Annotated in this window: 34 protein-coding genes; 3 read left to right on the forward strand and 31 right to left on the reverse strand. The window is 48.7% G+C overall.

What is annotated here, in order from left to right; translation table 11 throughout:
- Window positions 1-7: 7 nt before the first annotated feature.
- The 29 genes from rpsM to rpsL all read right to left on the reverse strand — a co-directional run bounded on the left by rpsM (window position 8) and on the right by rpsL (window position 15,737).
- Window positions 8-388, reverse strand: a complete 381-nt coding sequence (gene rpsM / locus AC1HCU_RS08035; RefSeq protein WP_480365015.1) for a 30S ribosomal protein S13 — start codon at window positions 386-388, stop codon at window positions 8-10.
- Between the two features lie 36 nt (window positions 389-424).
- Window positions 425-541, reverse strand: a complete 117-nt coding sequence (gene ykgO, locus AC1HCU_RS08040; RefSeq protein WP_076929107.1) for a type B 50S ribosomal protein L36 — start codon at window positions 539-541, stop codon at window positions 425-427.
- A gap of 201 nt (window positions 542-742) precedes the next feature.
- Complete coding sequence (infA, locus tag AC1HCU_RS08045) at window positions 743-961, reverse strand: translation initiation factor IF-1 (RefSeq protein WP_019541318.1); 219 nt, start codon at window positions 959-961, stop codon at window positions 743-745.
- Between the two features lie 16 nt (window positions 962-977).
- A complete protein-coding gene (gene map / locus AC1HCU_RS08050) occupies window positions 978-1,745 on the reverse strand; it encodes a type I methionyl aminopeptidase (protein ID WP_480365018.1) in 768 nt (255 codons plus the stop codon).
- Between the two features lie 26 nt (window positions 1,746-1,771).
- Window positions 1,772-3,094, reverse strand: a complete 1,323-nt coding sequence (gene secY / locus AC1HCU_RS08055; protein WP_480365020.1) for a preprotein translocase subunit SecY — start codon at window positions 3,092-3,094, stop codon at window positions 1,772-1,774.
- Between the two features lie 4 nt (window positions 3,095-3,098).
- Window positions 3,099-3,545, reverse strand: a complete 447-nt coding sequence (rplO, locus tag AC1HCU_RS08060; protein WP_480365022.1) for a 50S ribosomal protein L15 — start codon at window positions 3,543-3,545, stop codon at window positions 3,099-3,101.
- A 33-nt stretch (window positions 3,546-3,578) separates the two neighbouring features.
- Window positions 3,579-3,755, reverse strand: coding sequence for a 50S ribosomal protein L30 (gene rpmD, locus AC1HCU_RS08065; RefSeq protein ID WP_480365024.1), 177 nt, complete (start codon window positions 3,753-3,755; stop codon window positions 3,579-3,581).
- Between the two features lie 17 nt (window positions 3,756-3,772).
- A complete protein-coding gene (gene rpsE, locus AC1HCU_RS08070) occupies window positions 3,773-4,291 on the reverse strand; it encodes a 30S ribosomal protein S5 (protein ID WP_480365027.1) in 519 nt (172 codons plus the stop codon).
- Window positions 4,292-4,296: 5 nt separating this feature from the next.
- Complete coding sequence (rplR, locus tag AC1HCU_RS08075) at window positions 4,297-4,641, reverse strand: 50S ribosomal protein L18 (RefSeq protein ID WP_480365030.1); 345 nt, start codon at window positions 4,639-4,641, stop codon at window positions 4,297-4,299.
- A 21-nt stretch (window positions 4,642-4,662) separates the two neighbouring features.
- The gene (gene rplF, locus AC1HCU_RS08080) at window positions 4,663-5,217 is read right to left on the reverse strand and encodes a 50S ribosomal protein L6 (protein ID WP_480365032.1); all 555 of its coding nucleotides are present in this window, start codon (window positions 5,215-5,217) and stop codon (window positions 4,663-4,665) included.
- A gap of 18 nt (window positions 5,218-5,235) precedes the next feature.
- Window positions 5,236-5,631 carry a 30S ribosomal protein S8 gene (rpsH, locus tag AC1HCU_RS08085; protein ID WP_480365034.1) on the reverse strand — a complete coding sequence of 132 codons (396 nt, stop codon included), beginning with the start codon at window positions 5,629-5,631 and terminating at the stop codon, window positions 5,236-5,238.
- A 168-nt stretch (window positions 5,632-5,799) separates the two neighbouring features.
- Window positions 5,800-6,069 carry a 30S ribosomal protein S14 gene (gene rpsN, locus AC1HCU_RS08090; RefSeq protein ID WP_480365036.1) on the reverse strand — a complete coding sequence of 90 codons (270 nt, stop codon included), beginning with the start codon at window positions 6,067-6,069 and terminating at the stop codon, window positions 5,800-5,802.
- 41 nt (window positions 6,070-6,110) lie between these two features.
- A complete protein-coding gene (gene rplE / locus AC1HCU_RS08095; RefSeq protein WP_480365038.1) occupies window positions 6,111-6,671 on the reverse strand; it encodes a 50S ribosomal protein L5 in 561 nt (186 codons plus the stop codon).
- Window positions 6,668-6,988: a 50S ribosomal protein L24 gene (rplX, locus tag AC1HCU_RS08100; protein WP_480365040.1), complete on the reverse strand. Its 321-nt coding sequence runs from the start codon at window positions 6,986-6,988 to the stop codon at window positions 6,668-6,670. The genes rplE and rplX overlap by 4 nt, the downstream gene beginning before the upstream one ends.
- 19 nt (window positions 6,989-7,007) lie before the next feature.
- On the reverse strand, window positions 7,008-7,373 hold the full coding sequence (gene rplN, locus AC1HCU_RS08105; RefSeq protein ID WP_480365042.1) for a 50S ribosomal protein L14: 366 nt from the start codon (window positions 7,371-7,373) through the stop codon (window positions 7,008-7,010).
- Between the two features lies 1 nt (window position 7,374).
- A complete protein-coding gene (gene rpsQ / locus AC1HCU_RS08110; RefSeq protein WP_480365044.1) occupies window positions 7,375-7,632 on the reverse strand; it encodes a 30S ribosomal protein S17 in 258 nt (85 codons plus the stop codon).
- 8 nt (window positions 7,633-7,640) lie between these two features.
- Window positions 7,641-7,844, reverse strand: coding sequence for a 50S ribosomal protein L29 (gene rpmC, locus AC1HCU_RS08115; protein ID WP_480365047.1), 204 nt, complete (start codon window positions 7,842-7,844; stop codon window positions 7,641-7,643).
- A 6-nt stretch (window positions 7,845-7,850) separates the two neighbouring features.
- Complete coding sequence (gene rplP, locus AC1HCU_RS08120) at window positions 7,851-8,282, reverse strand: 50S ribosomal protein L16 (protein ID WP_480365049.1); 432 nt, start codon at window positions 8,280-8,282, stop codon at window positions 7,851-7,853.
- 11 nt (window positions 8,283-8,293) lie between these two features.
- Complete coding sequence (gene rpsC / locus AC1HCU_RS08125; protein ID WP_480365051.1) at window positions 8,294-9,055, reverse strand: 30S ribosomal protein S3; 762 nt, start codon at window positions 9,053-9,055, stop codon at window positions 8,294-8,296.
- Window positions 9,056-9,059: 4 nt separating this feature from the next.
- Entirely contained in the window at window positions 9,060-9,473 is a 414-nt protein-coding gene (rplV, locus tag AC1HCU_RS08130; RefSeq protein ID WP_480365053.1) for a 50S ribosomal protein L22, read from the reverse strand.
- A 39-nt stretch (window positions 9,474-9,512) separates the two neighbouring features.
- Window positions 9,513-9,782 (reverse strand): 30S ribosomal protein S19, encoded by a 270-nt coding sequence (gene rpsS, locus AC1HCU_RS08135; protein ID WP_480365055.1) that lies wholly within the window; start codon window positions 9,780-9,782, stop codon window positions 9,513-9,515.
- Window positions 9,783-9,803: 21 nt separating this feature from the next.
- Window positions 9,804-10,631 (reverse strand): 50S ribosomal protein L2, encoded by an 828-nt coding sequence (gene rplB / locus AC1HCU_RS08140; protein WP_480365057.1) that lies wholly within the window; start codon window positions 10,629-10,631, stop codon window positions 9,804-9,806.
- Window positions 10,632-10,636: 5 nt separating this feature from the next.
- Complete coding sequence (gene rplW / locus AC1HCU_RS08145; protein WP_480365059.1) at window positions 10,637-10,930, reverse strand: 50S ribosomal protein L23; 294 nt, start codon at window positions 10,928-10,930, stop codon at window positions 10,637-10,639.
- An 11-nt stretch (window positions 10,931-10,941) separates the two neighbouring features.
- Complete coding sequence (gene rplD, locus AC1HCU_RS08150) at window positions 10,942-11,571, reverse strand: 50S ribosomal protein L4 (protein ID WP_480365061.1); 630 nt, start codon at window positions 11,569-11,571, stop codon at window positions 10,942-10,944.
- A gap of 1 nt (window position 11,572) precedes the next feature.
- Window positions 11,573-12,190, reverse strand: coding sequence for a 50S ribosomal protein L3 (gene rplC, locus AC1HCU_RS08155; protein ID WP_480365063.1), 618 nt, complete (start codon window positions 12,188-12,190; stop codon window positions 11,573-11,575).
- 22 nt (window positions 12,191-12,212) lie between these two features.
- Window positions 12,213-12,518 (reverse strand): 30S ribosomal protein S10, encoded by a 306-nt coding sequence (rpsJ, locus tag AC1HCU_RS08160; protein ID WP_019541341.1) that lies wholly within the window; start codon window positions 12,516-12,518, stop codon window positions 12,213-12,215.
- A 9-nt stretch (window positions 12,519-12,527) separates the two neighbouring features.
- Complete coding sequence (gene fusA, locus AC1HCU_RS08165; RefSeq protein ID WP_480365065.1) at window positions 12,528-14,657, reverse strand: elongation factor G; 2,130 nt, start codon at window positions 14,655-14,657, stop codon at window positions 12,528-12,530.
- A gap of 21 nt (window positions 14,658-14,678) precedes the next feature.
- Window positions 14,679-15,155, reverse strand: coding sequence for a 30S ribosomal protein S7 (gene rpsG, locus AC1HCU_RS08170; protein ID WP_480365067.1), 477 nt, complete (start codon window positions 15,153-15,155; stop codon window positions 14,679-14,681).
- Between the two features lie 162 nt (window positions 15,156-15,317).
- Window positions 15,318-15,737: a 30S ribosomal protein S12 gene (gene rpsL / locus AC1HCU_RS08175; protein WP_294068290.1), complete on the reverse strand. Its 420-nt coding sequence runs from the start codon at window positions 15,735-15,737 to the stop codon at window positions 15,318-15,320.
- 386 nt (window positions 15,738-16,123) lie between these two features.
- On the opposite strand from rpsL, the gene AC1HCU_RS08180 reads away from it, so the two are divergent.
- Genes AC1HCU_RS08180 through AC1HCU_RS08190 form a run of 3 tightly spaced genes read left to right on the forward strand, consistent with a single transcriptional unit; the run spans window position 16,124 to window position 17,758 of the window.
- Window positions 16,124-16,633, forward strand: coding sequence for an RNA polymerase sigma factor (locus AC1HCU_RS08180; protein ID WP_480365070.1), 510 nt, complete (start codon window positions 16,124-16,126; stop codon window positions 16,631-16,633).
- Window positions 16,623-17,246 carry a hypothetical protein gene (locus AC1HCU_RS08185; protein WP_480365071.1) on the forward strand — a complete coding sequence of 208 codons (624 nt, stop codon included), beginning with the start codon at window positions 16,623-16,625 and terminating at the stop codon, window positions 17,244-17,246. The genes AC1HCU_RS08180 and AC1HCU_RS08185 overlap by 11 nt, the downstream gene beginning before the upstream one ends.
- Complete coding sequence (locus AC1HCU_RS08190; RefSeq protein ID WP_480365073.1) at window positions 17,243-17,758, forward strand: DUF4252 domain-containing protein; 516 nt, start codon at window positions 17,243-17,245, stop codon at window positions 17,756-17,758. The genes AC1HCU_RS08185 and AC1HCU_RS08190 overlap by 4 nt, the downstream gene beginning before the upstream one ends.
- 62 nt (window positions 17,759-17,820) lie before the next feature.
- Here the strand turns inward: AC1HCU_RS08190 and AC1HCU_RS08195 are convergent, their stop codons facing one another.
- Both AC1HCU_RS08195 and AC1HCU_RS08200 read right to left on the reverse strand, forming a co-directional pair.
- A complete protein-coding gene (locus AC1HCU_RS08195) occupies window positions 17,821-18,921 on the reverse strand; it encodes a hypothetical protein (RefSeq protein WP_321722017.1) in 1,101 nt (366 codons plus the stop codon).
- A 257-nt stretch (window positions 18,922-19,178) separates the two neighbouring features.
- A complete protein-coding gene (locus tag AC1HCU_RS08200; RefSeq protein WP_480365075.1) occupies window positions 19,179-21,338 on the reverse strand; it encodes a S9 family peptidase in 2,160 nt (719 codons plus the stop codon).
- Window positions 21,339-21,404 lie beyond the last annotated feature (66 nt).

The following is a 21,404-nucleotide window of genomic DNA, read 5'->3' on the forward strand; positions in this document are numbered from 1 at the left end:
CCTTCTGTTATTTAGTAGCTTTTTTCTTGTTAGCAACGGTTTTCTTTCTACCCTTACGTGTACGGGCATTATTCTTTGTGCTCTGTCCGCGCACCGGTAACCCGATACGGTGACGGATGCCACGGTAACAACCGATATCCATCAACCGCTTAATGTTCAACTGAACCTCTGAACGCAGATCACCTTCCACTTTGAACTCGCTGCCAATGATCTCACGAATGCGGGCTGCCTGATCGTCGGTCCAGTCCTTCACTTTGATGTCCTTATCAACTTCTGCTTTTGCTAAAATGGTGTTCGCTGCACTGCGTCCGATGCCATAAATATAGGTCAGGGCAATTTCGCCTCTTTTATTTTGCGGCAGGTCGACACCCACAATTCTTATAGCCATATATGTCTTATAATTATTTGATTACAATGATACAAATTATCCCTGACGTTGTTTGAATTTGGGATTCTTCTTGTTGATGATATACAAACGACCCTTTCTCCTTACAATCTTGCAGTCGGCCGTACGTTTCTTGAGTGATGCTCTTACTTTCATACGATTGTTTTATTTTTTTCTTGTTGGTGTATGGAACTCGCAAATAATCATATTCTTGTGTGTAACGGTTTACATGCTCGTTTCATATGATTTGTTTTTTGTTCGTTTTAATTTTTATAACGGTCAGCGTTCAGCTGTTTCCTCAAATGGTTCAACCATTTATTTTCAAAGCTGAATGCTGACGGCTGACAGCGGATCGCTCTATTTATACCTGAACGAAATCCTTCCTTTCGAAAGATCGTACGGCGACATTTCCACCCTTACCCTGTCACCCGGAAGAATGCGGATATAATGCATACGCATCTTTCCCGAGATATGGGCAGTTATTTCGTGTCCGTTTTCCAGTTCGACACGGAACATCGCGTTCGACAATGCTTCAATGATGGTTCCGTCCTGTTCTATTGCTGCTTGCTTAGCCATTCAATCAATGCTTCTTTTAGTTTGTCTCCTGAATAAACTCAAATGTTGACAATATATCGGCTTTTCCGTTACGGATGGCGATAGTGTGTTCAAAGTGGGCAGATGGCTTACGGTCTTTTGTACGTACCGTCCAGCCGTCGTTTTCAAACACCACTTTCTTGCCTCCCATGTTGATCATCGGCTCAATGGCAATGCACATCCCGTTCCTGATGAGCGGGCCGGTGCCTCGGCGTCCGTAATTGGGCACCTCGGGTGCTTCATGCATTTGCCTGCCAATACCATGTCCTACCAGTTCACGAACAACCGAAAAGCCCTTCTGTTCACAGTAGGTTTGAATGGTAGAACCGATATCTCCGATCCGTTTGTCGGCCTGAGCCTGTTCAATTCCTTTGTACAGCGACTCCTTGGTCACACGAAGCAGTTCTTTCACCTTTTCGTCCACCTCACCCACACAAAAGGTGTAGGCCGAGTCACCACAAAAACCCCGCAACCGGGTACCGCAATCCACCGAAATCACATCTCCCTCAAGCAGGGGTTTGTTGTTGGGCAGGCCATGTACCACATTTTCATTGACGGAGGTGCATATGGAATTGGGAAAACCGCCATATCCTAAAAAGGTGGGGATCGCACCATGATCCCTGATAAACTCCTCGGCTATCTTATCGAGCTGCAGCGTGGTCACACCGGGCCTGATGTGATGCGACAACTCTCCGAGAGTCATCCCCACCAGCCGGTTTGCTTCCCGCATAAACTCGATCTCTTCGTCGGTTTTCAGTATGATCATCTTGCTATCCATCACATTTTCCCCAATTAATATGCAGCAATTGAACCTGTCCTGCCCTTGATTTTGGCACCCGACTTCAGGAATCCGTCGTAATGTCTCATCAGCAGGTGACTTTCAATCTGTTGCAGGGTATCGAGTACCACACCCACGAGAATTAGCAGCGATGTACCGCCAAAGAACTGGGCAAACTGGGAGTTTATTCCCATCAGTCCCGCGAACGCGGGCAGGATGGCCACAATAGCCAGGAACACCGAACCGGGCAGGGTAATACGCGACATGATGGTGTCTATATACTCGGCCGTTTTCTTTCCCGGCTTCACACCCGGAATAAATCCGTTGTTACGCTTCAGGTCTTCCGCCATCTGCACGGGGTTTACCGTGATGGCAGTATAGAAGTAGGTGAAAGCGATAATCAGCGTGGCAAAGAGGAAGTTATACCAGAAGCTGGTAAAATCCATCAGCGATGTCCAGAAACCACCTCCCTCGCCGGCAGAAAACCGCGCAAGGGTAAGCGGGATGAACATGATCGCCTGTGCGAAGATGATCGGCATCACATTGGCGGCATTTACCTTCAGCGGAATGTATTGTCTCACTCCTCCATATTGCTTATTACCCACAATGCGCTTGGCATACTGCACCGGCACCTTGCGGATACCCTGCACCAGAAGGATGGCAGCAGCGGTGACGGCAACCAGGAATAATAACTCCAGCAACAGCAGGATCAATCCGCCCGGAGCGTCGATCAGCCGGTCATATTCAGCCACCAGTGCATGGGGCAGACGGGCAATGATACCGATGAGAATGATGAACGAGATGCCGTTTCCTATACCCTTATCGGTAATACGCTCACCCAGCCAGAGCACGAACATGCTGCCGCCGGCAAGAATGATTGTCGATGGTAATACCCAGTCCCAGAAACCACCGGGAATGGCACTCCCCACCGCACCGTAAAGGTAAGCAGGCCCCTGCACCAGCAGAATGCCCACCGTGAGATAACGGGTGTACTGGTTAATCTTGGTACGTCCGCTTTCGCCCTCACGCTGCATTTTCTGAAATGCAGGTACGGCAATGCCCAGCAGCTGCATCACAATGGAGGCAGAAATGTAGGGCATGATACCCAGGGCGAAGATGGATGCGTTGGCAAAGGCGCCGCCCGAAAACATGTCGAGCAGGCTCAGCAAGCCGGTGCTGGCATTTGACTGCAGCGCCACGAGCTGTTCCGGATTGATTCCCGGCAATACCACGAACGATCCAAACCGGTAAATGGCAACAAATCCAATGGTGATGAGAAGCCGCTGTCGGAGGTCCTCAATCTTCCATATATTCTTTATTGTTTGTACAAATCCCATTGCGTCAGAGTTTTTTTACGGTTCCACCTGCAGCAGTGATTGCCTGCTCGGCCGACTTGGAGAAAGCGTGTGCTTCCACCTCCAGCTTGGCCGTGAGAGTGCCCCTACCCAGAATTTTCACCTGGTGCTTACCGGCAATAAGGCCTGCATTCATCAATACCTCGGGAGTAATGGCGGTGAGCTTCTGCCCGTCGGCCAGTTCCTGCAATGTTTCCAGATTAATTGCCTTGTATTCCACTCTTGTCAGTGGTTTGAAACCAAATTTGGGAACACGGCGCTGCAACGGCATCTGTCCCCCTTCAAAACCGACTTTCTTGGAATAACCCGCTCTTGATTTTTGTCCCTTATGCCCTTTGGTAGAAGTACCACCCTTGCCCGATCCGGTTCCGCGGCCAATGCGCTTGCGGGATGTGGTTGCTCCTTCCGCCGGTTGTAATTTCGATAAATCCATTATATCTCTATTTTTTTATCGTTTATAAATCTATTACTCTACTACCGTCACCAGATGATGTACCTTCCGGATCAGTCCCCTGATTGCAGGGGTATCTTCGTGCTCCATCACGCGTTGCATTTTGGTAAGTCCCAGTGCATCCAACGTCCGTTTCTGGTCTTTCGGAGCTCCTATTCTGCTTTTTGTCTGCTTTACTTTGATTGTAGCCATGTCAGGTTCCTCCTTTATTATCCGTTAAACACTTTTTCCATACTTACCCCTCTGTTCTGTGCGACGGTGAGCGGGTCTCTCAATTCAGTAAGTGCGACAATGGTTGCCTTCACCAGGTTGTGCGGGTTCGATGAACCCTTCGACTTGGCAAGCACGTCGGTGATACCTACACTCTCCAGTACGGCACGCATGGCACCTCCGGCCTTCACACCGGTACCGGCAAAAGCAGGCTTCAGAAATACTTCCGCGCCACCGAAGGCAGCGACCTGCTCGTGGGGAATTGTTCCCTTGTACACCGGCACCTTGATCAGATTCTTCTTGGCGGCTTCCACTCCTTTGGCAATCGCGGTGGTTACTTCACCTGCCTTGCCAAGGCCCCAGCCTACAATGCCATCCTCGTTTCCTACAACAACCATGGCTGCAAACGTGAAGGTACGGCCTCCCTTGGTCACCTTGGTGGTACGATTAATAGCCACTAAACGGTCTTTTAACTCAATATCGTTGGTTGTTTTTACCTTATTATTCATTCCTGCCATAATCGTTAAAATTTAAGTCCACCTTTGCGGGCGGCATCAGCCAATTCTTTAATACGTCCATGATACAAGTAGCCGTTGCGGTCGAAGGTTACCCTTTCCACACCGGCCTCTTTGGCATTCTGAGCAACGAGTTCGCCCACCTTGGCAGCGATCTCTTTCTTTGGGAGCTTCTCCTCTATTTTCAAAGAAGATGCCGATGCCAGCGTCTTGCCGCTCAGATCGTCAATGACCTGTGCATATATCTGTTTGTTGCTCCTGAATACTGACAAACGCGGACACTCGGGGGTACCGCTGATCTTGCCGCGTACACGGGCTTTTATTTTTAATCTTCTTTCGTTCTTTGTTACCATTGCAATTTCAGTTTACGTAAATTATTTACCTGCTGTCTTACCCGATTTGCGGCGTACCTGCTCACCCACGAAACGGATACCTTTTCCTTTGTAAGGCTCCGGCTTACGGAACGAACGAATCTTGGCACACACCTGCCCGAGCAGTTGCTTGTCACACGACTCAAGCATGATGAGCGGATTCTTGTTTCTTTCCATCTTGGTCTCCACCTTGATCTCTTTGGGCAGTTCCAACAAGATGCTGTGGGTATAACCAAGCGAGAGCTCCAGCACCTGTCCGTTATTGGCCACACGGTAACCAACACCCACAAGCTCCAGCTCTTTGCGGAAACCTTCCGATACGCCTGTAACCATGTTGTGTAATAAAGAACGGTAAAGGCCGTGCAATGCACGATTTTCCTTTTCATCGTCGGGCCGTTCAATGATCAGATGACCATTGTCCACTTTCACTTTCATATTGGGATTCACCTGCTGCTGCAGTTCACCCTTGGGCCCTTTCAGTGTAATCACATTGTCTTCGCCTACAGTCACGGCTACGCCTGCGGGCAGGGTGATGGGTAATTTTCCTATTCTTGACATATTAATCTCTCCTTCAAATTAATAAACGTAACACAATACTTCACCACCCACTTTTTGTTCGCGGGCCTCTTTATCTGTCATTACTCCGTTTGAAGTAGATAATATGGCAATACCCAAGCCATTGAGTACGCGCGGCATCTCCTTGTGACCGACATACTGACGTAAACCGGGCGTAGAAACACGTTTCAGTTTTTTGATGGCATTCACCTTGTTCACCGGATCATACTTCAATGCGATCATGATGGTGCCCTGAGGGCCATCTTCTACAAACTTATAATTAAGGATGTAGCCTTTCTCAAAAAGAATCTTTGTGATATCTTTTTTTAAATTCGATGCGGGAATCTCCACCACACGATGTTTCGCCTGGATAGCATTCCGTAGCCGCGTCAAATAATCTGCTATTGGATCTGTCATATAATAATTGTTTAAATTGATCCCGACTGCCGGGACAATATTTATTAATTTATTGATGTGCTGATTTGCTAATCTGCTAATCTGCTAATCTGCTAATCTGCTAATCTGCTAATCTGCTAATCTGCTAATCTGCTAATCTGCTAATCTGCTAATCTGCTAATCACTTTATTACCAGCTTGCCTTCTTCACTCCGGGAATCAGCCCTTTCGATGCCATTTCGCGGAACTGGATACGGGAGAGGCCAAACTGGCGCATATATCCCTTGGGGCGTCCGGTAAGTTTGCAACGATTATGCTGCCGCACCGGCGAAGCGTTCTTGGGAATAGACTGGAGTGCTTCGTAATCGCCTTCGGCCAGGAATTTGGCTCTCTTTTCGGCATAACGGGCAATCATCTTGGCTCTTTTCACCTCGCGGGCTTTCATTGATTCTTTTGCCATTATCTATATATTTTTTTGATCATTTTTCTGGTTATCGCTCACTAATTATCTTTCTTAAACGGTAGTCCGAACTCTCTCAGGAGCGCGTAACCCTCTTCGTCGGTGGGTGCGGTGGTCACGAAGGTGATGTTCATTCCCAGCAGACGGTTTATATTATCGATGTTGATCTCCGGAAAGATAATCTGCTCCTGGATACCCAGTGTGTAGTTCCCCCTGCCGTCGAGCTTGCTGTCAATACCCTTGAAGTCGCGTATACGGGGCAGCGCCACGCGTACAAGCCTCTCCAGGAATTCATACATTTTATCGTGGCGCAATGTCACACGCACGCCAATCGGCATTTTCTTACGCAGCTTGAAGTTGGAGATATCCTTGCGTGAGGTGGTAGCCACGGCCTTCTGACCGGTAATGGTAGTCAACTCGTTTATGGCGGTCTCTATGATCTTCTTGTCGGCCACGGCAATACCGAGACCCTGGTTGATCACGATCTTCTCCAGACGGGGCACCTGCATTACCGACTTGTAGCTGAATTCCTTCATCAAAGCAGGAACTACACGCTCTTTGTAATCTTTCTTTAAACTTACTTCGTATGTTGCAGTACTCATTTAATTACCTCCCCTGATTTTTTTGCGTAACGCACTGATTTGCCTTTATTGTCTTTCTTTCTGCCAACGCGGGTGGGTTTTCCCGTCTTCGGATCTACCGGATTCAGCTTGGAGAGATGCACGGAGGCCTCTTTCTTCTCAATGCCGCCATTTGGATTCTGGGCGTTGGGCTTGGTATGTTTCGATACAATGTTCACACCTTCCACCACTGCACGGTTCTTGTCCACAAGAACCTCCAGCACGCGGCCCGTCTTTCCCTTGTCTTCTCCGGAATTTACGTAAACCGTATCACCTTTCTTTATATGTAATTTTGTCATAGCCTGTGATTGTTGAATATTATAATACTTCCGGTGCCAAAGAAACAATCTTCATGTTCGTGGTACGCAGTTCACGGGCTACGGGCCCGAAGATACGGCTTCCTCTCAACTCGCCGGCATTGTTTAACAGCACGCAGGCATTGTCGTCGAAGCGTATGTAGGAACCGTCGGCTCTACGAATCTCTTTCTTCGTGCGCACAATGATTGCCTTTGATACAGATCCCTTCTTGATATCACTCGATGGAATGGCACTCTTTACGGAGACCACGATAATGTCTCCTACAGAAGCGTAACGTCTTCCCGTGCCGCCCAGAACACGGATGCAAAGTACTTCCTTGGCACCGCTGTTGTCTGTTACCGTTAATCTTGATTCTTGCTGTATCATCTTACTTGGCCCTTTCAATTACTTCAATCACTCTCCATCTCTTCGACTTGCTCAAAGGACGTGTTTCCATTATACGCACCGTGTCACCAATATGACAGTCGTTCTGCTCATCATGGGCGTGAAATTTCTTCGTTTTATTAACGAACTTCCCATATATAGGGTGTTTCTCTTTCCATTTTACAGCAACGGTGACGGTCTTATCCATCTTGTCACTGAAAACGACCCCGATTCTTTCTTTCCTTAAATTTCTCGTTTCCATTCTCCTGGTTATTGTTGTTTTTTCAACTCTCTGGCACGCAACTCCGTGTGAATGCGGGCTATGTTTCTACGCTTCTCCTTTATCGAGCCTGAGTTATCGAGCGGAGTGATGGTGTGGTTAATCCGTAACTGGGTCAACGCAATCACCTCGGCATCCAGTCTTTCTTTCAGATCCTTGTCTGACAGCTCTGCTAATTCTTCCTGCTTCTTCATCTCTCTTTACGATTTTTGCTCATAATCATAATCCGTCCGGACCACAAACTTGGTGGTCACCGGCAACTTCTGGGCTGCCAGACGCAGCGCCTCTTTTGCCACTTCAAACGATACACCTTCTATCTCAAAAATAATTCTTCCGGGGGTTACAGGAGCCACGAATCCTTCGGGGTTACCTTTTCCCTTACCCATACGCACTTCGGCCGGCTTCTTGGTAATAGGCTTATCGGGGAAAATACGTACCCAAACCTGTCCCTGACGTTGCATGTAACGCGTCACAGCGATACGGGCAGCTTCAATCTGACTTCCGGTAATCCACTTAGATTGCAATGATTTGATCCCAAAAGAACCGAATGCCAGCTCATGGCCACGTCCGGCATTGCCTTTCATGCGCCCTTTCTGCTGTCTTCTGAATCTTGTTTTCTTTGGTTGTAACATATTTTCTTCAATTAAGCGTTTTTATTGTTTCTTCTGTTGCGTCTGCCGCCGCGTCCGCCTTCGGGACGGTTGGCACCGCCACGGTTGCCGCCACCGCTATGCTGACGATTGTCTTTCGACGTGGCGAATGAAGGCGCCAGGTCTTTCTTGCCATATATCTCACCGCGACAAATCCATACCTTTACACCAATAAGGCCTACTTTTGTCAGCGCCTCTGCATGGGCATAGTCTATATCGGCACGGAAAGTATGCAGCGGGGTCCTACCCTCCTTGTACATCTCCGAGCGGGCCATCTCGGCACCGTTCAACCTTCCCGACACCTGAATCTTGATACCCTCGGCACCCATTCTCATGGTAGCGGCAATGGCCATCTTCACGGCACGGCGGTAAGCAATCTTCCCTTCAATCTGGCGAGCCACATTGTTGGCTACAATCACGGCGTCCAGCTCCGGCTTCTTGATCTCGAATATGTTGATCTGTATATCCTTGTCGGTGATCTTCATCAGCTCTTCCTTGAGCTTATCCACCTCCTGGCCCCCTTTACCAATGATGATGCCGGGGCGGGCGGTGCAAATGGTGATGGTCACCAGCTTCAGGGTCCTCTCAATGACGATGCGCGATACACTTGCTTTTGACAGACGGGCATTTAAATAGGTACGTATCTTACTGTCTTCGAGCAAGGTGTCACCATAATTATTTCCGCCGTACCAGTTGGAGTCCCATCCCTTGATGATTCCCAAACGATTTGCTATCGGATTTACTTTTTGTCCCATCTTCTTAGTTTTGTTCTTGTTCTTCTTTTTTCAATGTATCTACCACAATGGTCACGTGATTCGAACGTTTGCGTATCCTGTATCCGCGGCCCTGCGGGGCAGGACGGAGCCTCTTCAGCGAAGTGCCTTCATCCACGGAAATCGTCTTGATATATAGTTCGCCCGTTTCGGCTTTACGTTCATTCTTCTGCTCCCAGTTGGCAATGGCGGAAAGCAACAATTTCTCAATCTTGCCCGACGCCTCTTTGTTGGAGAACTTCAAAACGCCCAGTGCCTTGAACACTTCCATACCCCGTACCATATCGGCAACATAACGCATCTTGCGCGGTGAGCTGGGAACATTCTTCAACACGGCGAAAGAAACCTCTTTTCGGTTTTCTTTTCTCTGTTCGGCTGATATTCTTTTTCTAGCACTCATGTCTTTACTTTTTTTCTTTATTCGTTAAGCGCCCTGATCTTATTTCTTTCTGTTGCCGGCATGTCCGCGGAAGGTGCGGGTAACAGCGAATTCGCCCAGTTTATGCCCAACCATGTTCTCTGTGATATACACGGGAATAAATTTGTTCCCATTATGCACAGCAATGGTATGTCCCACAAAATCGGGTGATATCATGGAAGCGCGTGCCCATGTCTTGATCACGGACTTCTTGCCGCTATCATTCATGGTCGTCACCTTCTTTTCCAGTTTCAGATTGATATAGGGGCCCTTTTTTAATGATCTGCTCATAGTGATGTTTAATTAATCAGATTACTTCTTTTTTCTTCTCTCTACGATGTATTTCGAAGAATGTTTTTTAGGAGCTCTTGTCTTCAAGCCCTTTGAATATAAGCCTTTCGGTGAACGCGGATGGCCTCCCGAGGCACGTCCTTCACCACCACCCATGGGGTGATCCACCGGGTTTTTAACAACCCCGCGGTTGTGGGGACGGCGTCCGAGCCAACGTGAACGACCGGCTTTACCTGATTTTTCCAGAGCATGATCCGAATTACCCACGCTACCAATGGTCGCTTTACAGGCAGACAGAATCTTGCGCACTTCGCCGGAAGGCATCTTGATGATCGCGTAGTTGTCTTCACGCGATACCAGCTGTGCGAATGTTCCGGCAGAACGTGCCATCTTGGCGCCTTGTCCGGGACGAAGTTCAATATTGTGAACCACCGTACCGATAGGAATCGCCGACAGAGGCAGTGCATTGCCAACTTCAGGGGCTGCAGCAGGCCCCGACATCACTGAGGTTCCCACCTGTAAGCCGTTGGGAGCGAGAATATAGGTCTTCTCCCCGTCGGCGTAGTAGAGCAACGCAATGCGAGCCGAACGGTTGGGGTCATATTCTATGCTTTTTACAACGGCAGGGATACCATCTTTCATTCTCTTGAAGTCGATCAACCTGAACCGTCTTTTGTGTCCGCCTCCCAGATATCCCATGGTCATCTTACCCTGGTTGTTGCGGCCACCCGACGCGCTCTTGCCAACTACAAGAGATTTCTCCGGTACACTTGCAGTGATATTTTCAAATGAACCGATAATCTTGTGTCTTTGCCCCGGTGTCGTGGGCTTTAATTTACGTATTGCCATTTCTTTTAAATATTGCTGAATAGATCGATGGTTTCACCTTTCTTCAAGGTGATAATTGCTTTCTTATAGGCCGACGTACTGCCATTTACCACACCCGACTTGGTGTAACGGCTACGCTTCCTGCCATCGTACTGCATCGTGTTCACGCTTTCTACATGTACGTTGTAGAGTGCTTCTACGGCGTTCTTGATCTCAACCTTGTTTGCAGCAGGGTTTACAATGAAACCATAACGGTTCTCATACTTGTCCGTGAGGGCCGTTTGCTTTTCGGTGAAGATGGGTTTTATTATTATACTCATTTTCTGTCTCCTTATGCTTTAAACAGGTTATCAATCACAGCAACCGATGACTCCGTGATCACCAGACTGCCACAATTCATGATTCCGTATGTATTTATGTCTGAAGCGGTTACAACACTAACCTTCCCCAAATTCCGGGCCGACAAATATACGTTTTTATTTTGACCTGGCAAAATGAAAAGTAGCTTTTTATCAGCCAGTTGCAGTTTTTTTGTCAACTCAACAATGCGCTTTGTTTTCGGGCTGTCGAAATCGAAATCCTCCACCACAACGATCGCATTTTCCCTTGCTTTCAGCGAGAGTGCCGATTTGCGTGCCAGTACTTTTACTTTCTTGTTCAGCTTGAAGCTGTAATCTCTTGGCTGGGGACCAAATACACGGCCTCCACCCACCAGCACGGGCGATTTGATGTCGCCGCGGCGTGCACCACCGCCACCTTTCTGACGGATCAGCTTGCGTGTACTGCCGGTAATCTCGCTTCTCTCTTTCGATTTGTGCGTACCCTGACGCTGATTGGCAAGATATTGCTTTACATCCAGCCAGATAACGTGATCATTAGGTTCAATCCCGAAAATGGAATCATCGAGTGTCACCTTTTTGTCCGTTACCTCTCCTTTGATATTGTAAACGTTTAATTCCATTTTATTTCTCAATTATGACGATTGAACCTTTTGCTCCCGGCACCGAACCCTTCACCAGAAGGAGATTGTGCTCCGGAATCACTTTAATTACCTGGAGGCTCTGTACGGTTACCCGTTCATTTCCCATCTGACCGGCCATGCGGGTCCCCTTGAAGACCTTGGCGGGATACGAAGCCGCACCAATGGAGCCGGGTGCACGCAACCTGTTGTGCTGTCCGTGTGTGGATTGTCCCACACCTCCAAATCCGTGGCGTTTCACCACGCCCTGGAAACCTTTACCTTTCGATGTGCCGATCACGTCTACATATACGGTGTCGTTGAAAAGATCAACAGTGATCTCGGAACCGGGTTTGTATCCGTTCCCAAATCCTTTGAACTCGGCCAAGTGTCTCCTGGGTGTTACTCCGGCTTTCTTGAAGTGACCTTTTTCAGGGCTTGGGGTATGTTTGTCTTTCTTTTCAACAAACCCGAGCTGAATAGCGTCGTAACCGTCGTTGTCGACAGTCTTCACCTGAGTAACCACGCAAGGACCTGCTTCGATAACAGTGCATGGAATGTTTTTTCCCTCGGCACTGAAAACGGATGTCATTCCGATTTTTTTTCCTAATAATCCTGGCATTTCTCTGTTGTTTAAATAATTATTACACTTTAATTTCTACTTCCACCCCGCTGGGCAACTCAAGCTTCATCAGTGCATCCACGGTCTTGGCTGTGGAACTGTAAATGTCGATAAGACGCTTGAATGAAGCCAGCTCGAACTGTTCGCGCGATTTCTTGTTCACGAAAGTCGAACGGTTGACTGTAAAAATGCGCTTGTGTGTGGGCAACGGAATAGGACCGCTCACCACTGCACCCGTAGCTTTTACGGTTTTCACGATTTTCTCTGCAGACTTGTCCACGAGGCTGTAATCGTAAGACTTCAGTTTGATTCTGATTTTTTGGCTCATATTGTTATTTTATTTGATCAAATCTACACGGCCTTTCACCTCCGTCAGCACTTGTCTGGCAATGGAAGAAGACACCTCTTCAAAATGGGAGAACGACATGGTCGACGTGGCCCGTCCCGAAGTAATGGTACGCAACGAAGTCACATAACCGAACATCTCTGCCAGGGGCGTCTTGGCTTTCACCACACGGGCACCGGAACGGTTCGATTCCATTCCTTCAATCTGTCCGCGCCGTTTGTTCAGGTCGGAAATCACATCACCCATACTCTCTTCGGGTGTCACCACCTCCACCTTCATTATCGGCTCCAGCAATACGGGGCCGGCCTTTTCCGAAGCGTTCTTGAACGCCTGCATGGCACATATCTCGAACGACAACTGGTCGGAGTCCACCGCATGGTAAGAACCGTCAATCACCGTCACCTTCAGCTTGTCGAGGGCATAGCCGGCCAGCACCCCATTCTTCATGGCACGCTGGAATCCTTTCTGGATGGAAGGGATAAATTCCTTCGGAATGTTACCGCCCTTCACCTCGTCCACGAACTGCAAGTCGCCTTCAAAACCCGCATCGGCAGGCTCCACGCGCACAATGATGTCAGCAAACTTACCACGTCCGCCCGATTGTTTCTTGTATACCTCTCGCAATTCCACCGGTTTGGTGATTGCTTCCTTATACGAAACCTGGGGACGTCCCTGGTTGGCCTCTACCTTGAACTCACGTTTTAAACGGTCGATGATGATCTCCAGGTGTAGTTCACCCATACCGGAAATAACAGTCTGTCCCGTTTCTTCATCCGTCTTCACGGTAAATGTGGGATCTTCCTCAGCCAGCTTGGCAAGTCCGTTGGAGAGCTTGTCCAGGTCCTTCTGGGTCTTGGGCTCCACTGCAATACCAATCACCGGATCGGGGAAGTCAATGGCCTCCAGGATGATCGGTTTGTTCTCGTCGCACAGCGTGTCGCCGGTACGGATATCCTTGAAGCCCACGCCGGCGCCTATGTCGCCCGTTCCAATAAAATCCTTCGGGTTCTGCTTGTTGGAGTGCATCTGGAAAAGACGGGAAATACGTTCCTTCTTTCCCGAACGCGGATTGTATACATACGATCCTGCTTCAATCTCGCCCGAGTATACGCGGAAGAAGCACAAACGTCCCACATAGGGGTCGGTGGCAATCTTGAAAGCCAGGGCGCTCATGGGTTCATCGGGATCGGGATGGCGCAACAACACCTTCTCCGTGTTATCAGGGTCGGTACCCGAGATCGCTTCCGTATCGGAAGGACTCGGCAGATAAGCACACACGGCATCAAGCAATGTCTGCACCCCTTTATTCTTGAACGACGATCCGCAGATCATCGGATTAATCTGCATCGACAACGTTCCCTTTCTGATCGCTCTTCTGATATCCTCCCCGGTGATCGTGTCGGGAGCATCAAAAAACTTCTCCATCAATACGTCATCACATTCGGCAAGAGTCTCGAGCATCTTCTCGCGCCACTCTTCCGCTTCGTCCTGCAGGTCTGCAGGGATATCCACCACGTCGTAGTCGGCCCCCATTGTCTCGTCGTGCCAGTAGAGCGCTTTCATCGTCACCAGGTCGACCACTCCCTTGAAGTTTTCTTCGGCACCAATGGGTATCTGGATGGGGCAAGCCGTAGCGCCCAGCATCTCCTTTACCTGACGTACCACATCAAAGAAGTTTGCACCCGAACGGTCCATCTTGTTTACATAACCAATGCGGGGAACCTTGTACTTGTCGGCCTGACGCCATACGGTCTCCGATTGCGGCTCCACACCACCTACGGCACAAAACGCAGCCACGGCGCCATCGAGCACGCGCAGCGAACGCTCCACCTCCACCGTAAAATCCACGTGTCCCGGGGTGTCGATCAAATTAATCTTATATGTCTTGTCATCATATTTCCAGCTCGTGGTGGTGGCAGCAGAGGTAATGGTAATACCGCGTTCCTGCTCCTGCGCCATCCAGTCCATGGTCGCCGCGCCGTCGTGTACCTCTCCAATCTTGTGCGTGAGTCCCGTGTAAAACAGGATACGCTCCGAAGTGGTGGTTTTGCCGGCATCGATATGCGCCATGATACCGATGTTACGAGTGAATTTTAATGCTTCTTTTGAACCCTTAGCCATCTTTTTTACCTTCCTTCTATGTTAAAATCTAAAGTGCGCAAAAGCACGGTTTGCTTCTGCCATTCTGTGCATATCCTCTTTCCTTTTATAAGAACCTCCCTGGCTGTTATATGCATCCACGATCTCGGCGGCCAACTTGTCGGCCATCGTCTTTCCACCTCTCTTGCGTGCATACAAGATGAGGTTTTTCATCGAAACGGATTCTTTTCTTTCGGGTCTTATTTCGGTAGGTACCTGAAATGTAGCACCGCCCACACGGCGTGACTTCACTTCAACCTGAGGAGTAATATTGTCAAGTGCGGCTTTCCAAATCTCGAGAGCCGATTTTTCCTCATTGGGCATTTTTGCCTTTACAGTGTTCAAGGCGGTATAGAAAATATCGTAGGAGATACTTTTCTTGCCGTCATACATAAGGTGGTTAACAAACTTAGTCACCCTTATATCACCAAAAACAGGATCAGGGAGAACCTGTCTTTTTTTAGGTTTAGTTTTTCTCATTGTTTAAAAAAATTTGTGTTGTTTGGTTGCCGTTTAAACTGTCTTCAACAAACTCCTCCGAGTCTATTTACTCAACCTGTAATAAGTAGCGAGTCCCAAAAATTTCAACAGCGATTTTACAATTTTAATTCTTTACTTGATAATGTGCGTTGCGGGAAAAGACTATTTCTTCTTTGCTCCCGGCTTAGCCGCTACAGCTGTCTTCGCTCCCGGTTTGGGACGTTTTGCCCCGTATTTGGAACGACGTTGGGTACGGCCGTTTACGCCGGCAGTATCCAGGGTACCACGTACAATGTGATAACGCACACCCGGAAGGTCCTTCACACGTCCTCCGCGCACCAGCACAATCGAGTGCTCCTGCAGGTTGTGTCCTTCTCCCGGAATGTAAGCATTCACTTCCTTCGAGTTCGTTAAACGTACACGTGCCACCTTCCTCATGGCTGAGTTCGGCTTCTTCGGAGTGGTGGTATACACCCTCACGCAAACCCCGCGACGCTGCGGACAGGAGTCCAGGGCGGGCGATTTGCTTTTATCCGTAAGTGTGGTACGTCCTTTTCTTACTAGTTGTTGAATTGTAGGCATCTTCTGCTTTCTTTTTACGTATTGCTATTTTCTGAATAATTTCTCCGTCTTTCATTTTCACCCTGTTGGCACGTAATAATGCCCTGATTATCATTCAATAACCTTTCTGTTGGGGTGAAAAACGGCACAAAATTACAAATAATCAGAAAGATATGCAAGTGTTTGGCAAGTTTTTTTGAAAAAAGCGATCAGTTCCCAGTGGTCAGCGATCGGCGGCCGGCGTTCAGCTTGTAAAAGATTGACAAGGGCAGCATTCAGATTTTCATTTCGTTTATTATCTTTGTTGGATCGTTGTACCAGACAAGCTTTCACTAAAGCGGAAAGCGGAAATAAAAAAAAAATTCCAACCCGGTGTAACTTTTTGCCCGGTCAACCGTCACTTAATAATGAGTATCGAACCATTCTTCCAAGTCATCCTGCCAATGAAAGATCGGCTTTTCCGCCTGGCATACGGTATTGTCAGGGATCGTGAGGAAGCTGAAGATATTCTGCAGGATATGCTGCTCAAGATGTGGAGCAGGAAAGAAGATTGGAAAGACATCGGAAATCTGGAAGCCTACTGCTTCAGGGCCATCAAGAATATGGCGCTCGACAGGATGGCTACCATGGCACTCCGCAAGACCGACGCCATTGAACGGGAAAGAGAAGATTTTTACTTTGTGGATAATCAGTCGCCACACCGTGAGATGGTAATGAAAGAGCAAAGCCTCCTCATCGAAAGGTGTCTCAGGGAGCTCCCCGAGAACCAGCAGCTCTCCTTCCGGCTGCGTGAGATCGAGGGGATGAGCTACCGGGAAATTGCCGACACCCTTTCCATCAGCGAAGATCTGGTAAAAATAAGCCTCTTCAGGGCACGAAAAAAAATGAAAGAATTATTAGCGGGATATGACAGCTAAAGACGATAAACATATAGGTACATTATTGCAAAAGTACTGGGATTGTGATACCACCCTTGCCGAGGAACAGGAGTTGCGTGATTTTTTCTCCCATAGCGATCTTCCGGCAGCGTGGCAGCCCTATGCCCCGCTCTTCGCATACACCCGGGAAGAACAGTCTCTCTCCCTGAGCGAAGGGTTCGATGAGCGGCTAAGGGCAGCCATGGAGAAGGAAACCACCCGGAGAGAAAATTATATCACCATCCGCATCTTTGCCCCCCTGCTGCGTGTGGCAGCCTCATTACTGCTCATCGTGGGACTGGGGATCAGCATCTTCTTCATCAGCCGTCAAAATAACAATCCCTGGTTTGTGGAGACCTACGGCGATCCAAAAATCGCCATAAAAGACGCCACTTATGCATTGGAAAAGTTGTCCCTTGCTTTGCAGACTACAGAGGAAGCCTCTCTTCAGACCATCCGCGTGATCGATGACCTGAATATCGACTGGTCGGCGCTCGACTCCATCGTGACGGAGGAGATAACTGCCGATTCGCTTGAAGCCGTAACACAGGACCGCGACACGCTGAATATCGGTACATTTATTCCCGGTGGTAAAAAGGAGAAAAACATATGAGAAAAACAATATTGATTCTGACCATCCTGCTGACTTCGGCCTCGCTCTCTGCGAACGGTTTTGTCACGCAGTTCATCAATAAATACGGTGCAGAAGATCGTCCGCTGACCAACGTGAACATTGGCAAGACGATGCTCGACAAGATGGCAGCAAACACAGTGGATGAAGAGCTGAAGAATGCTTTCAGGGAGCTGAAAAGCATACGGATCGTGAGCAGTGAAAATGCAAAAGATTCAAGGTACTATTTCGAAAAGGCAAATGAGCTGGTAAAGGAGGAGTTTAGTGACTATGAAGAAATGGTATCGGTAAACGAAAGGAGCTCCAGGGTTTCCGTATGGATGAAGAGGGGAGATAAAAACGTGCAGGAGCTTATTCTCATCTCGCTCGACGAGGAGAGCCACCTGAGCATCATCACCGTCTCAGGGAAAATCGATCTTGAAACCATCGCCAAACTGTCGGGCACACTGAAAAATGAACCTACACTCACGGAAGAGAAACCTGAGAACAAATAACTTTTTTCTTTTTTATATTTAAACGATGACAGGCAGCCGAACGCGAGTTTAGCTGCCTGTTACTATTTCAATCCGTCTCTGAACCGATGTGCCAGCAACACCGTATTCTTCAGATATTCAAATTCCAGCTCAAAACACTCCGAGAAGAGGTTATTACCTATATTGTCTTCAATCTGGGCCTCGGTCCAGAGCTTACCGTCCTGCAGCTTGAGACTATTGAAGAGCGCCTCATCCTTGATGTCTGACACATAGAGGAAAATAAGCCGCTTTGTAATTTCGTTTTCAAAGGTGTATTTCAACAGGAAGCGAAGCGGCAGGGCGCTGTTACCGCATTCCTGCGCAATGCTGCGGCGCACCGTCTCGTCAATTTCATCATTAAACTGCATATATTTTTCAAAGGGGTAATCAAGCGCCCCCGGGTTCAGCAACCGCCCCGGATCACGTTTCTGCAGGTAGATGCTTCCCTGATAGATAAGCGCCACACGCACCACGGGATGCATAAACCGGTTTTTCATATCCCTGGTAATCGACTTCGCCACACGCCCCGTCACCTCACCCTGCGCCGAGACTACGGGCAACCACTCTTCCTCCACAAGCTTCCTGCGAAGGATATACAGCCTGCCCTGCTCGAGAAAAATAATCAGCAATAAGACCATCTGACTGAATATCATGATCACCAGCCGTCGCTCTTCAGTATCTCCCCTGCCGTCGAAAAGAAAAAACAGCAGCACCAGCATCAGGTGGAGACAGAGACCATACTGGGCCTGAAACGCTATACGGAACGATTCCTTCAGATAGTTCCTGAGCATCAGGTTACTCGTCTTTCCCAGCCGTTTCACAATGCGCGCGCGGGAAAGGCGTATGATGATGAGTACCACTACAAAGACGATCTCCATCACCACAAATTGATTTACAGCATACAGGTTTTCAAAGAAGGGAATAAATGAGAGTATCATTCCAATCATGAACGTGACAGCTGAAATGGCGTAAATAAGCCGGCTCTGCTTGCGAACCGTAAAATAGCCGAGCACCGACAATATCAAAGTGATCCCTGTGGACTCCCATGAATCGGTAAAACCCACGATAATCGAATAGACAAACAATGGGAGAAGCCCCAATGCCGGGTTTCTGAAAAAATACTGTATATTGAAAAAATCCCTCATAATCAATCTCTTTCATGTTAAATATGAAAGATGAAAATAAAATCTACGCTACTTTATAAATACTTGAACCTCTACGCCGGTTTTGGTTAATCAGCCTCTATGCGATTACAGTTTTACTAAAATGTTTCTTAATAACAAAAAAGTGACATTTTTGTTTTTTGATTACAAAAAGTAAGGCTCCCTTACGAGAGCCGTCACTGTCCGGTAATTGTTGTCAAAACAGATTCCGGACTTTAATTCCCGAAAATGATAAAACATCAGAGATGTTCCACAAAGTAGGCAATCACCTTGTCGTACATATAGCGCCGGGCATTTTCTCCGTTAATGTGGTGATTATTGTCAGGAAAGAAAAACTGGTCGAACTGTTTGTTCGCCCTGATCAGCGCCCGCGTATATTCCACCGAATTCTGAAAATGCACGTTATCGTCTGCCATCCCGTGAATAAGCAGCAGGTCACCCTGCAGTTTCCCCGCCAGTGTAAGGGCCGACCCGTTGTTGTAGCCATCGTTATTCTGTCCGGGTGTACGCATGAACCGTTCCGTGTAGACCGTATCATAAAAGCGCCAGTCGGTGACCGGTGCAACGGCTACACCCGAGCGGAAGATGCCATTGCCGCGACTCATGCTCATCAGCACGTTGTATCCGCCATAGCTCCACCCCCAGATGCCAATCCGGCTGCCGTCCACGTAAGGCTGACTGCCCAGATAGCGTGCAGCCGCAATCTGGTCGTCCGACTCATAAATTCCAAGCTTCATGTAGGTACCCTTCCTGAATTCCTCTCCCCGGGCAGCGGTGCCGCGGCCATCCACACAGGCCACCACAACATCCTTCTCGGTCAGTGCATAATACCAGTCTACATCGAACTTGTCCTCCACCTCCTGCGAGTTGGGCCCGCTGTATTGTATCATCACCACCGGATACTTCTTTGCCGGATTAAAGTTCGCCGGCTTCAGCACCCAGCCATTAAGCCGTGTGATGCCATCGGCCGCAGGCACAGTAATGAACTCTCGTTTCGGCAATCGTGCCGCTGTCCACGCTTCGCGCAGCGCACCGTTATCCTCCAGCACACGCAGCTGCTTCCCGTTGCCGTCATGCAACGTGATCACCGTCGGCGTAGCAGCATCCGAACGACTCTGTACATAGTACTTGCCCTGTTCGCTGAACGAAGCCGTGTAAAATCCGGGTTGCGCCGACAGTTTCTGTGGCGTTCCCTTGTCGATGTTCACCCTATAAATATTCCGCTGCAGGGGACTTTCATCGGCAGCCTCGTAGAACACCGTTTTCGTCTGCTGATCCACCGCAAGGAGTTTCGTCACGTCGTAATTCCCCGTGGTGAGCTGCTTCTGCAGCGTGCCCGACAGTCCGTACACATAGATATGGCTGAAGCCATCCTTCTCCGACACATAGGTGAACCTGTCCTCCAGAAAGTGAATCGAGTTCAGCCAATCCGCATCCACATAATACTTGCTCTCCTCGCGCAACACCAGCTTTGCCACCGTAGAGCGGGGATTCACAAAATAAAGGTCGAATCTGTTCTGATTCCTGTTCAGCGTCATCACTGCCAGCTGTGCAGGATCCCTGGTGAAGGTGATGCGCGGCATATAACCCTCCTCATCCATCGGCACAGCCATGGTACGCGTCACCCGCGAAGCGATGTCAAACACCCGGCATTCCACCCTGGCGTTTGCCTCCCCCGGTTTCGGATATTTAAAACTGTAATACCCGGGATAAAGCTGTTCGTTGAAAGTCTGAAACGAGAACTCCTTGACAGCCGATTCGTCGGTGCGCACGAAGGCAAGCTGGTTGTTGTCGGGAGAAAACTCCATCAGCCGCGTGGTGCCGAACTCCTCCTCATATACCCAGTCGGTAGCCCCGTTGATGATGCTGTTCCTGACGCCGTCCGTTGTAATTTGTGATTCGGTATCAAAGTCGAACTTGGTCAGAAATATATTGTTGTCGATCACATATGCCACCATCTTCCCGTCTGAGGAAAAAGTGGGGATCATCTGTTTCGAGGAATGTTCGGTAAGTCTGCGCACCATATTGCGGCGCACGTCATGGTAGTAGTAGTTCGCCCTGAAGGAATGGCGGTATATCCGTTCCCGGTCGCGATAGACCAGTACCCTGTTCTCGTCGGCACTTACCAGAAACCCCTCGAAACTATCGAAATTACAGTTACGGGCCGTACGCGTGCTGAAGAGCGTATCCACAGCAGCACCGGTTGCATAGGCATATTTGATTACCGCCGTCTGCTGCGGATCCGTCTGAAAATAATGCATCCCGTCGGCCGACGAGACCATCGTCTTCACATCACGCGGCCTGTACTTCCCATTCAGAATATCGTCCAGTGTATCACCCTGTACAACTGCCGGCAGCAGAATTAATGCCGACAGTGCAGCCAAAAATATCTTTCTCATCTGTTTTTCACTTTAATCCTACAAAAGTAGCAATTTAGGCACAAACCCGGAAAACTGACATGCGCT

It is taken from the genome of Proteiniphilum sp. LBM24028, assembly GCF_056629195.1.